Below are 12430 nucleotides of genomic sequence, written 5' to 3'. Positions count from 1 at the left end.
GATATGACAAATTATGGTCGGAAGCACGGCCGCCTGCTCGATAGATTGCTCGCTCGGTCGCCAACCCTCGCTACCACACAGAAATAATCACAATTATTTGTATTATTTTGATCACCCGCCCCCTTGACGCGGTTATTAATACAAATAATTGTGATTAATAGGTCTGTATCAGCCCGATTCTCTCTTCCGCAGCGTAAATAATACAAATTTTTGTGATTATTCGGCTAGAAAATCACCCTCCTGAGAAAATAATACAAATAATTGTGATTAATCGGGCCGCCCCCCCTGTTTGAGGGCCCCGCCATAACAAGATCGACCCTCCGGTTGAGGCGGCTCGACCGGCCTGTATGCGTGACGGCTCGGCCGGCCTGTATGCGTGACGGTCACAGCCGGCCTGTATGCGTGACGGGCCCGGCCGGCCTGCTTGGGTGATGGGCTCAGCCGGCCTGCTTGGGTGAGGGCTCGCTCTCAGCCCTCTCGATCCAACCCGCTTCCGCCAGCAAAGGCCGCGCCCTTGCGGTATTGCGCTGGCGAAACCCCCACCGCCTTCTTGAAGGCGGTGCTGAAATAATGCTGCGTGTCATAACCGACACGCGCCGCAATCTCCACGATCGGCAGCTCCGTGGCGTTCAAAAGCTGGATCGCTTTGCGGATGCGCAGCTGCGTCAGCAAAGCGACAAAGCTCACGCCAAGCTCCTGCTTCATCGTCCGGCTTAAATAGACCGGCGATACCTGAAGCGCCTCGGCGAGCGACTCAAGCGTTAGCCCGCGGTCCGCGTATTTTTCCTGCAGCAGCTGCCGGGCCCGGCGAACCATAGGTGACAAGGGCGTCTCCTTGTAGACCGACGCCTTACAAGAGCAGTACGCATCCGCAAGCTTATCCCGCTCTCCCGCGAGCCGCTCAAACCCGACAAATACGGTAAGCTTGAGGAAGGCTTGAACCGCCTGCTCCAGCTTCTCCCATACTTCCTCCGCCACCTCCGACCAAAGGATAACTACAACCAGCTGATGGGCGTCCCGCACTATAATACTCGTCTGACCCGCAAGCAGCTCCGATACGATATTTTCAATCGCGTACAGCAGCAGCTCCCGGTCCTTCTCGCTATATAGCGGCTGCACCGCCCTTGCCTCCGGCCAGCGAATGACCGCAATGCCGGACGGAGCGCCGGAAGGGAGCTGCAAAAACCGCTGCTGCTCAGCGATTTCCTCCGCTTGCAGTGCCCCCTCCAGCCACTCCAAGCAAAACCTTTCCCGCAGCAGCGGAATATTCTTCGACAGCTGCTTGGAGGCCAGCGCCGCGTGCTGCTCCTGGCTTATCGTCTCCTCCAGCTGCCTGCGGATTTGCCCAAGCACCTGCTGCAGCTGGGCAGGGTTCGCCGGCTTCAAAATATAATCGTCCACATGCAGCCGAATCGCCTCCTGCGCATAAGCAAACTCATCATGCCCCGTGATGATGACAATGCGGCATTGGTCATTTTGCTCGCGCACATGCTTGATCAATGTCATCCCGTTCATGATCGGCATGTTCAAATCGACCAGCAGGACATGGACGCCATGCCGGACCGCAAGCTCCAGCGCTTCTTCCCCATCCTCCGCTTCGGCGACAACCTCCATCTGAAGGGCATCCCAGTCGACTGCATCGCGTATGCCTTCCCGAATGATTGGCTCATCATCGGCAATCAACACCTTCCATCGCATAGACATCATATCCTCTCCCATAGTCCCAAAGTTCTCTTTTTAAAAGCTCAACTGTGTCTCAACGCTCTCCGTTTGCATACCGAATATCCTTTAATAAGGGAAGTGTGATGGTGACCACGGTGCCTTTTCCAGCCTCACTTTCGACGGTCAAGCCATACGCCTCCCCGTGAACAAGCTGAATCCGCTGCTGTACATTTCCGAGACCGTAGCCACCCCCCGCTTCCGGCAATCGCGGATCTCCAGAAGCTCCCGAAGAAACCAAAGCTCCCGAGCCTTCCGCAAAGCCTCCTCCATACCTCAGCCTTTCCGGAGGCTCGCTGGCCTTGACCAAGCATGCTCGCAGCCCTGCAAGCTTCTCCTCCGACATCCCCGCTCCATCGTCCTGCACCCGAAGCACCAATATGTCCCCCTCGGTAAACGCCTCGATATCAATATGTCCCGGACCGCGCCGCTCCTTGATTCCGTGATAAATAGCATTTTCCACAACCGGCTGCAGCACCAGCTTCAAAACAAACGAATCCTGCACCTTCGGATCAACCGCGAGCGAATAATTCAGCTTATCTTTATATCTTGTTTTTTGAATTTGCAGGTAGCTGCGAATATGCTCGATTTCATCCATGATCGGAATGCGGTCCTGCCCTCGGCTGAGCCCCAGACGGAATAGGCGGGACAATGCTTCCACCACCTCTGCAACGTCATCAGCGCCCTTTTTCCGAGCCATCCAATGAATCGTATCCAGCGTATTATATAAAAAATGCGGCTTAATATGCGCCTGCAGACTCTTCAACTCCGCCTCCCGCTTTTGCCGTTCCTGCTGCTCGGTCTGGAACAGCAGCTTGTTGATCTGCGCCAGCATTTTGTTAAAACTTCTCCCGAGCTGCCCGATTTCGTCAAAGCGCTTGCCGATATAACGGATGGTCAGGTCGCCGGATTCCGCCTTTTTCATAAACGACATTAACTGGCCGATCGGCCGCGAGATCGAGTACGACAAGTAGAAGGAAACCGCAATTCCGATCATGCAGACGAAAAACACAAAGCTGACGACGTAGAAGCGGATTTCCCGCACTTCAGGCACCGACTCCACCGTAGAAAATACCCCTACCGTCGTCCAATTCGTAAATGGAGATTTGCGGTAAATGAACTGCAGCTTTCTTCCTTCAACCTGTTTGGAAAAGGTTCCTGAGCTTCCGTCCGCAAACCACTCGCTCGATATTTTACTTACCACCGAATGCGACGGGGTATAAATGAACTCTCCCGCTTGATCCAGCACCATCAAAAAGCCTGTTTTGCCGAGCCGAACATCCTTAGCGGTTTCTGCGATGACGCGAAGCTTCAGATCGATCAGCACTACCCCTTTCACGCGCTGCGTTTCCGGCTCTACGATCGCCCGAACGACCGAAATGACTTCCTCGTCCTTGTAGTTCACATGCGAGGTAATATTTCTCCCGTTCGGATGGCCTAAAATTTTGAAAATCCCCTTGTTCTCTACTGCTTCGCGATACCAGTCCTCATCGGTCAGCTTTTTGGCCGATCTTGCGTACAGCTCGTTGCTAACATAATCACCGTTAGCATTGAGCACAAGAATGCCTGCCACCTCAGGGTATAAGGTCGTAAAGCCCTGCAAAAACCGGCGCAGCTCATAGCGGTTCGGCATGTCCGCTTGCGGGTCGGCTGCTTCAGGCAGGCTTTCTTCCGCCAAAAACCGCTCCACCTCCGGGTTAAAGCTAATAAAGTACGAAATGTTTTGCATATTGCCTGCGTAAAACTCCAATGATTTATTTACCTTCCCGATCAGTTGAAGGGTATGTTCGTTTACCTGCTTTTCAATAATCCGATCCACCGTATAGGATACAAACACCGCCAGCACAATCGACGGAAGAATGCTGACCAGCAAAAAATGGATGATCAGCTTAAACCGGATCGGCAGGTTGTTCATTTCAAGCCTTCTTCGTTCATTCATCTTGTCCACCCGCCTGCTGCCGCACTATTTGGCATAGTAATGCTCGACATTCGCTCTGGTCACCACGGTAATTCCCGTGTCCACGTACCTCGGCAGCGGCGTATCGCCGGAAAAGCCGCCTCCGCCGGATTGCGAAATTCCGTGATGCAAATGAAACAAAAACTGCAGCGACCAATACCCCATATTCCATGTCCCCTGCGCGAGTGTCGCGGAAATCACCCCGTTTTTCACTAAATCAAGCGTCCCCTTATCCGTATCGAAGCTAATAATTTTATAGCGCTCATCGGCAGGCAGCAGCTGCACCGCTTCCCCTACGCCTACCCCGCCGTTTGCTTCTGTCGCAAAAATCCCGTCTACATCCGGATGCTCGGATGCGATTTCGATAGCCGTCAGCTTGGACTGCAGCGAATCTCCTTTGCCATCCTTGACGGCTACTACCTTAAGCTCGGGATAATGCTTCCGAACGGTGTCGAGATAGCCTCGTGTCCGCTCCTGATGATTTTGCTGATTTGGAAGCGTCAAGACGGCCGTCTTCCCGCTGCCTCCTAATAAAGAGGCCATTTCATGCGCGGCCTTCACGCCCGCATTATAATTGTCGGTGGCCAGAAAAGAATAGGCATTGCTTTCGGGTGCGCCGGAATCAAACAGGACGACAGGTATGCCTGCCTCAACGGCCTTGTCGATCGTATCGGTCAGGGCACCGGGATTAATCGCTGAAATCGCAATGCCCGCCGGTTTTTTCGCTATGATTTGCTCTAATACCGTAATCTGCTCATGCACGTCATACTGCGTCGCTCCCCGGTATTCTATGGACACATTGAGCGCCTGGGCCGCATCCTCAAAGCCCTTCAGGCAGCTTTTCCAATAATCGATCCCGGACTGGAACGTGACCATAACATACTTTTCTTCAATTTCTCCGCGCAGCCCCTGTTGGCTCCACGCATCGTCACTGTGATCTCGAAAGTGATATTGAAAAAAATACAAAAGAAAGCAGGCCGCTAGCGTTACATAAACAAATAAAATTTTTTTCATCAAAAATCCCCCTGTTTCAGCAAAAAACTGCGCCACCATTGAAAGCGCTTCCTATCTAATCTGTTGCCTACCATCATAACGTTTCTTCCTGCAATTGGGAATCACCCATCCGCAGAAACTCTGCGAAATTCGGGGAAAAACTTATGCTTTTTCGACACCCTTCACTATTGACAGCGCTTTCAAATTTAATGTTTAATGGAACCACGGCACCAGAACCTGCAAACGTGTGCAGGACTTCGGCTGCTGAAAACCAACTGCAAAGGGGACATTCATTTGAACCGGAAAGCATTTGTTGTTTTACTTAGCTGTCTTGTTGGTCTCTCCGTCACTCCAGCCTACGGTAAGGCAGATCTCGGCCGCGAGGTGCTCGCCAAGAACGACGGCTGGGCTTCCTATTCCACCGGAACGACAGGAGGATCGGCTGCGCAGGAAAGCCAAGTCTTCACAGCGAGAAACCGTGCGGAGCTTATTCAAGCACTGGGCGGCGACAATGCGACGAACCGGAACAACGACACTCCAAAAATTATTTACATCGAAGGCACGATCGATATCAACACGGATGACAATGGCAACCCGTTAGGGCCGGACGATTATAAGGATCCTGCATTCGATTTTGACCAATATTTAGCGGCGTACTCTCCAGAAGTATGGGGTTATGACAGAGAGGTAGAAGGTCCGCTAGAAGATGCCCGCGACCGCTCCTCCGACAACCAGAAAAAGCATATCGTGATTAACATCGGTTCAAACACGACGCTGATCGGTAAGGGCGACGATGCCAAAATTATCGGCGGCGCTTTCCTCGTGAAAAACGTGAACAACGTCATTATCCGCAACATTGAGTTTGTCGCTCCGCTCGACTATTTCCCGCAGTGGGATCCGACAGACGGCAGCACCGGTGCGTGGAACTCCGAATACGACGGCATGACGATCGAAAACTCCACACATGTGTGGGTGGACCACAACACCTTTGGCGACGGGGACACAACAGACAGCACGACTGGCTCCTATTTCGGGAAGGAGTTCCAGCAGCATGACGGGCTCCTCGACATTAAAAATGAAGCCAACTACGTGACCGTGTCCTACAACGTATTCCAGGATCACGACAAGACTTCGATCATCGGCTCCAGTGACAGCAGGAAGGCTGACGAGGGCCATCTGAAGGTAACGCTGCACCATAACTACTACAAGAACGTCAGCCAGCGTCTGCCGCGCGTTCGTTACGGCGAGGTTCACGTGTCCAACAACCTGTACGAATTCGATGAGTCCTCCGAGTACGATTTCAGCTATGCGCTCGGTGTCGGCTACAAATCCAAAATTTATGCGGAAAACAACATGTTTATGTTTGACTTTGAAGCGGATAAATCCCGCATTCTCAATGATTACAAAGGCACTTCCATTTACGAAGAGAATAACTACGTTGTCACCCCATCTTCCAGAGGCTTTGTCGATCTCATCGCGGAGTTTAATGCAAACAATGAATTGCAGCTGGATGAAAATGTAGGCTGGGAGCCGACGCTCCACGGCAAAATCGATCCGGCGCAATCATTAATCGGCCAAGTCAAGACAAAGGCCGGCGCGGGTGAACTGAAATAATCGGCACTGCGGCAGCAGCGTTGTAGCACTGTCTATCCATTAATCTAATGTGCGCCCTATCGGTAGATTTCCTTCTATTGATGGGGTGCATTTTTTTATAGCCATAACCTTTTCCCGCCTTGCTGCTGTGCATTTTACAAGATGCCGCTCCCTCTTCAACATACTCTTTCGAAAATGACCAGTTACCAAGTTTTGTGCTTGACAGCGTTTTCAAAATGTCGTTTAATAGGAAGACAACAGAAGACTTTGCAAACGTGTGCATTGTCCTGTATTACATCTTACTGCAAAGGGGTCTTTCAATTGAAACGGAAAGCACTTGTTGTTTTACTTAGCTGTGCTGTAGGTCTATCGGTTACACCTGTGTATGGCAAAGCGGATCTCGGGCGCGAGGTACTTGCGGAAAATGACGGCTGGGCGGCTTACTCCACTGGAACGACAGGAGGCTCGGCAGCAGAAGAGAATCAGGTTTTCACGGTAACGAACCGTGCGGAGCTTATTAAAGCACTGGGTGGGGACAATTCGACTAACCGGGAAAACGATTCCCATAAAATTATTTATGTTGAGGGAACGATCGATATTAACACCGACGACAGCGGAAAAACGCTGGGACGCGACGATTACAAGGACCCGGAATTTGATTTTGACCAGTATTTAGCGGCATATTCTCCTGAGGTTTGGGGTTACGAGAAAGAAGTCGAGGGACCGCTTGAGGATGCTCGTAAACGCTCTTCCGGCAACCAGAAGAAGCATATCGTCATCAACATCGGCTCCAACACGACGCTGATCGGCAAAGGTGACGATGCCAAAATCGTTGGCGGTGCGTTCCTTGTGAAGAATGTAGATAACGTTATTATCCGTAACATTGAGTTTGTCGCACCGCTCGATTACTTCCCGCAATGGGATCCGACTGACGGTGACACCGGCGCTTGGAACTCCGAGTATGACGGTTTGACCATTGAGAACTCCACCCATGTTTGGGTAGACCACAACACCTTCGGTGATGGCGATACGCCGGACAGCTCGACGGGCTCCTACTTCGGTAAAGAGTTCCAGCAGCATGACGGATTGTTGGATGTGAAAAATGCGGCCGACTACGTTACGATTTCCTACAACGTGTTCCAAGACCATGACAAGACATCCATCATTGGCTCCAGCGACAGCAGTAAGGTGGACGATGGCCATTTGAAGGTTACCCTGCACCACAACTACTATAAAAATGTAAGCCAGCGTCTGCCGCGTGTTCGTTTCGGCGAAGTGCATGTTTACAACAACCTGTACGAGTTTAACGATGCGTCCGAGTATGACTTCAGCTACGCGCTGGGCGTAGGCTACAAGTCGAAAATTTACGCGGAAAACAACATGTTTGTTTTCGATTTCGAAGCCGATAAATCCCGTATCATTAACGATTATAAAGGTACTTCCATTTACGAAAATAACAGCTACGTTGTAACGCCTTCGAGAAAAGGCTATGTAGATCTCGTTCAAGAGTTCAATGCAAACAACGAGCTGCAGCTAAACGAAAATGTAGGCTGGACGCCAACCCTTCGCGGCAAGCTTGACCGTGCGCATTCCTTGATCGGCCTCGTGAAAATGAAAGCCGGCGCAGGTCAGCTGAAGTAATTAGACCTTGCAGAAATGACAGGCAGATCAGAAGTTAACGGTTAATAAATGATCAATTAAAAAAGCTTCCCTTAAGCGAAATCGTCGCTTGGGAAGCTTTTTTGCATGAGCTTAATCTTTTCAATTACTCCGCCGACAGGCTGCTTTCCTTCAAAATCACGTCATGTGCGCCGCCTTCAACAAGGCTGGTCGCCGACACAAGCGTAATTCTCGCTTTACTTTGCAGCTCCGGAATGCTGATCGCACCGCAGTTGCACATCGTCGAGCGGATTTTGCTCAGCGTCTTATCCAGGTTTTCACGCAGGCTGCCCGCATAAGGAACATACGAGTCTACGCCTTCTTCGAATACGAGTCCCTGCTTACCGCCGGTGTCATACCGCTGCCAGTTGCGTGCGCGATTCGAGCCTTCGCCCCAGAACTCCTTCACGAAGTTATTGCCCACCTTCAGCTTGCGGGTCGGGCTTTCGTCGAAGCGTGCAAAGTAACGGCCCATCATTACGAAGTCCGCGCCCATCGCCAGCGCAAGCGTAATGTGGTAATCATGAACGATACCGCCGTCAGAGCAGATCGGCACGTAAATACCGGTTTCCTGGTAGTAGCGGTCTCTTTCCGCAGCGACTTCCATGATCGCCGAGGCTTGTCCGCGACCAATCCCTTTCTGCTCGCGTGTAATGCAGATAGAGCCGCCGCCGATACCCACCTTTACGAAGTCTGCGCCCGATTCCACGAGATACATGAAGCCCTCACGGTCGACTACGTTGCCGGCGCCGATTTTGACATTAAAATTCGCCTTCACGTACTCAATCGTTTCACGCTGGTACTCGGTATAACCGTCCGAGGAGTCAATAACAAGGACATCTACTCCCGCTTCCACCAAAGCAGGCACCCGTTCCATGTAGTCCTTCGTATTGATGCCCGCGCCGACGATGTAGCTTTTGTTTGCGTCGAGCAGCTCGAGAGGGTTTTCCTTATGCGCATCGTAATCTTTACGAAATACGAGATATTCCAGGCACTGCTGCTCGTCCACGATCGGCAGGCAGTTCAGCTTGTGCTCCCAAATCAAGTCGTTCGCTTCCGAAAGATTAATCCCGGATTTGCCGTAAATCAGCGACGCGAACGGAGTCATGAATTCGCTGACCTTCTTTGTAAGGGGGTCGCGGCTAAGACGATAATCCCTGCTGGTTACAATACCGAGCAGCTTACCGTTCGGCGTGCCGTTATCCGTAATCGCCACCGTCGAGTGGCCGGTTTTCTCCTTCAGGTCCAGCACGTCGCTAAGCGTATGTTCCGGCGTCAGGTTGGAACGGCTGACGACAAAGCCCGCCTTGTAACCCTTCGCTTTACGAACCATTTCCGCTTGATCTTCCACCGACTGCGAGCCGAAAATAAACGAAATACCGCCGCAGCGCGCCAAAGCGACTGCCATTTTGTCGTCGGAAACCGACTGCATGACCGCCGATGAAAACGGAATATTGAGCGAAATTGCCGGTTCTTCCCCCCGTTTATACTTGACGATCGGCGTCTTCAGCGAAACGTTTGACGGTGTGCATTCCTTCGTCGTCAAGTTCGGCAGCAGCAAAAACTCGCTGAATGTGCGTGACGGTTCCATATAATAATAAGCCACGTTTCAATCCCCTCCTAGTAATCTATTCTACGAAATAAATTTTCAAAATGATAACATATGCCCCCGCAACAATCAACGACAAATTATTTGTTTGTTCGATGCGGAGCACCCGTTCGGGCGGAGTGGTCCCGCTTTTTTGGGGGCTCCGCCGCCTTCCGAAGGGGCGTGACCCCGCATGCGCGGCAGCGCTTGGGGCGTGCCGGGGCCGGTGGCCACACCTAGGGGGCCGAGGCCCCTGGGCTGGCTGTTTGCCGGCACTCTAGGCGAGACCAGGGACAGGGGCTGGAGGCCCCGGGGCCGGCTCTTTGTCAGCGCTCGAGGCGAGGCAAGGACCGGTGGGGGAGGCCTAGGGACCGGATACCCCGCTTGAGGGGCGGAGCGGCCCACCTTCTCGCAACTCACTCAGCCCGCCTGGCAAACAACCAATGCCACCACCACTAATACAAATAATTGTGATTAATCGTCGAGCGGCGCCATTTTTATCGACAATAATACAAATGATTTGTATTAGTTTGGACGATTCGGCCCTCTACTTGCTTTTTATCGAAAACAATACAAATAATTGTGATTATTTCGGCTGCCAAATGGATGCATTGAGAAAACAATACAAATAATTTGTATTACTAGGGTATCTTGCTTAAGAAGAAGGGTATTCTGCTTAAGAAGAAGGTTATTCTGCTTAAGAAGAAGGTTATTCTGCTTAAGAGGATGAGTGTTCTGCTTAGGAGACAGGTTTTCTGCTTAGGTGACTGGGTGGATCTGCTAAAAGACTGGGTGTTCTACTTAAGAAGAAGGGTATTCTGCTTAGGATACTGGTTATTCTGCTTAGGTGGCTAGGTATCCTGCTAAGGTGGAGAGTGTTCTACTTAGGAGGCGGGTATTCTGCTAAGGTGGAGAGTGTTCTACTTAGGAGGGCGGGTATTCTGCTTAAGTGACTCGGTTTCTACTTAAGAGGTTAGGTATTCTGCGTATGTGACTGGGTTTCTGCTTAGGAGGAGAGGTTTCTGCTTGGGTGGTTGTTATTTGCTGATTTGTACTTCTGGGCTTGAAGTGTGCTGTCCGGCTAATATGTATTTTTCACTGGTTAATAGAGAGTTCCTCGGCAGATGTTAACGGTTGTTTGTGAATATGGGATTGCATTTGATTTTGTTTCTGAGAACGCAGATCGTCTGATTTGTTTAAAACAAAAGGTTGTCGTATAGTTAAGATAGTTATTTTACTTTTTTATCCAGTATTTAAAAAGATCGCTCTCCCCCATAGCGCGTTTTCAATCTTGTGTTATCTGTTGGACTTATCTCGTGGCATTTTTCTATGAGTCACAGTCAGTTCAGTCTTCTTTTTTGACGCCAATCTCTTGTTGGGAGGATATTATGCGCTGCCGATGGATGGTACTCGTTTTTCTAGTTCTTTTACTGATGCTGCACACTGCTTGTCAGGCTCCGCCTAGGGAAGGGAACCCAGCCCCAGAAGGGTTTGCTGCTCTTTCCACTGCGGAAATCACAACAGATCCAGCTTGGATTCAGTTGACCGTTTTTCAACGTGTAGGCAATGAGAATAAGTACGAGCAGCGAAGAATCATTACCGACAAAGCCGCTCTTGATGAGCTGCAAAGGTTAATGATAATGGACAGCTGGGAAAAGGTAAAACGAGAAACGGGCACATTTCCTGATTACAGGCTTGTCGTCGACCCAACGAACGGAGCGCAACAATCCATTTACAATGAGATCGAGGTTTGGTTTACGAATGGTTTTGCCGAGCTCTATATTTCGCAATCCCACCTGTTAAAAAAGTTAACCATGCAGCAGTCGGCCGAGCTCCAGCATCTTATCCGGTAAATGTAAGAGCCAGCGTATTGATATGGGAAAAAGGTCTGTTTCGGTACGAACTGTACTTGAAACAGACCTTTTGTATTGATTAAGCGTTGGAGCATGACTGGATAGAGTGTTGCTGCTAGAGCATCCTTATCGCGTAAAATGCAGCGAACACTGTGATCCCAGCAGCCGCGACCAGCCAATCGTTTCGTGACATTCGAAGCTTGCTGCGAACGAGGGGAACACTCGTGACCTGATTGTAGCCTCTCGCCTGAAGGGCAAGTGATATTTCTGAAGCTAGCTGGAGGAGCGAAATTATCATCGGGATCAGCATCGCCGGGAGATGGCGGAGCCGGATTCTTTTGCCGGTAAATGCGTCCTTCCCTCTTGCTTTAGCTATCCGTACAAAGCGTTTGGTTTCTTTTATGATAAGCGGTAAGAATCGAAGCAGGAGTGAGGCGGACAAGGAGATTGCTTCGACAGGCAGCTTGAACCGCGAAAAGAAAGCGAGTGTTTGCTGCAGCGCTTTATTTACTTTGGTAAAGCTGGAAGCTGCGGCGTACCACCCCCCGACTGCCATTACTAGCAAAATCGGGAGCAGACGAAACAAGGTTTCCAGCGCTGGCACATCATCAAAGCTAAGACTTCCCTTTGCTCCGATATGAAGTCCAGACAAGAGACAGGAAATCACGATGAGCACACTAAACGGAATGACAAAAGGAATCCGCGGGTGAACTGGAATATGAACAGCGAAGCCGAGTAACGCCGTAGCCACCGCACCGGCTGCAAGGCCCAGCCAGTCATTTTGGATAAGTATGCCTGCTGAGAAGAGCATGTAAAAGATCCACTGCGCCCGCGGGTCGAGCGATTGGATGAATTGCGCTCGTCGCGACGCCTCTGCGGCTGCGCACTCCGCGCTCGCGCCTGCCACCGCTGCGGCTGCGCCTTCCGCGCCCGCGCGCGCCACCGCCGGGGCTGCGCTCTCCGCGCCCGCGCCTGCCAGCGCCGCGGCTGCGCCTTCCGCGCTCGTGCCTGCCACCGCCGGGGCTGCGCCTTCCGCGCCCGCGCCTGCCAGCGCTGCGGCTGCGCCTT

Annotated in this window: 8 protein-coding genes; 3 read left to right on the top strand and 5 right to left on the bottom strand. The window is 51.4% G+C overall.

Going from position 1 to position 12430, the window contains the following annotated elements; translation table 11 throughout:
• Positions 1–468: 468 nt before the first annotated feature.
• Genes GQS10_RS12395 through GQS10_RS12385 form a run of 3 tightly spaced genes read right to left on the bottom strand, consistent with a single transcriptional unit; the run spans position 469 to position 4690 of the window.
• Entirely contained in the window at positions 469–1704 is a 1236-nt protein-coding gene (locus GQS10_RS12395) for a response regulator (RefSeq protein ID WP_166242582.1), read from the bottom strand.
• A gap of 52 nt (positions 1705–1756) precedes the next feature.
• Entirely contained in the window at positions 1757–3658 is a 1902-nt protein-coding gene (locus GQS10_RS12390) for a cache domain-containing sensor histidine kinase (RefSeq protein ID WP_243735136.1), read from the bottom strand.
• A gap of 24 nt (positions 3659–3682) precedes the next feature.
• Positions 3683–4690, bottom strand: coding sequence for a substrate-binding domain-containing protein (locus GQS10_RS12385; protein ID WP_166242580.1), 1008 nt, complete (start codon positions 4688–4690; stop codon positions 3683–3685).
• 273 nt (positions 4691–4963) lie between these two features.
• Here GQS10_RS12385 and GQS10_RS12380 point away from each other — a divergent pair, with 273 nt between their 5' ends.
• Both GQS10_RS12380 and GQS10_RS12375 read left to right on the top strand, forming a co-directional pair.
• Complete coding sequence (locus tag GQS10_RS12380) at positions 4964–6283, top strand: pectate lyase family protein (protein WP_243735135.1); 1320 nt, start codon at positions 4964–4966, stop codon at positions 6281–6283.
• Between the two features lie 300 nt (positions 6284–6583).
• Positions 6584–7903, top strand: coding sequence for a pectate lyase family protein (locus tag GQS10_RS12375; protein ID WP_243735134.1), 1320 nt, complete (start codon positions 6584–6586; stop codon positions 7901–7903).
• Positions 7904–8027: 124 nt separating this feature from the next.
• Here the strand turns inward: GQS10_RS12375 and GQS10_RS12370 are convergent, their stop codons facing one another.
• On the bottom strand, positions 8028–9527 hold the full coding sequence (locus GQS10_RS12370; protein ID WP_166242557.1) for an IMP dehydrogenase: 1500 nt from the start codon (positions 9525–9527) through the stop codon (positions 8028–8030).
• A 1370-nt stretch (positions 9528–10897) separates the two neighbouring features.
• Here GQS10_RS12370 and GQS10_RS12365 point away from each other — a divergent pair.
• On the top strand, positions 10898–11362 hold the full coding sequence (locus GQS10_RS12365; protein WP_166242556.1) for a hypothetical protein: 465 nt from the start codon (positions 10898–10900) through the stop codon (positions 11360–11362).
• Between the two features lie 115 nt (positions 11363–11477).
• Here the strand turns inward: GQS10_RS12365 and GQS10_RS12360 are convergent.
• The coding region (locus GQS10_RS12360) for an energy-coupling factor transporter transmembrane component T family protein (protein WP_166242554.1) at positions 11478–12430 on the bottom strand (953 nt) is incomplete at its 5' end.

The sequence above is a fragment of the Paenibacillus turpanensis genome (assembly GCF_011421635.1).
GTDB lineage: Bacteria > Bacillota > Bacilli > Paenibacillales > YIM-B00363 > Paenibacillus_AK > Paenibacillus_AK turpanensis.
Note: the sequence above shows the minus strand (reverse complement) of the source record. Positions and strands in the feature narration are given on the sequence as shown.

What these genes read in the sequence shown, in the direction of transcription:
- GQS10_RS12395 (WP_166242582.1), bottom strand. Translation starts at nt 1,704, where the DNA reads ATGTCTATGCGATGGAAGGTGTTGATTGCCGATGATGAGCCAATCATT.
- GQS10_RS12385 (WP_166242580.1), bottom strand. Translation starts at nt 4,690, where the DNA reads ATGAAAAAAATTTTATTTGTTTATGTAACGCTAGCGGCCTGCTTTCTT.
- GQS10_RS12390 (WP_243735136.1), bottom strand. Translation starts at nt 3,658, where the DNA reads ATGAATGAACGAAGAAGGCTTGAAATGAACAACCTGCCGATCCGGTTT.
- GQS10_RS12365 (WP_166242556.1), top strand. Translation starts at nt 10,898, where the DNA reads ATGCGCTGCCGATGGATGGTACTCGTTTTTCTAGTTCTTTTACTGATG.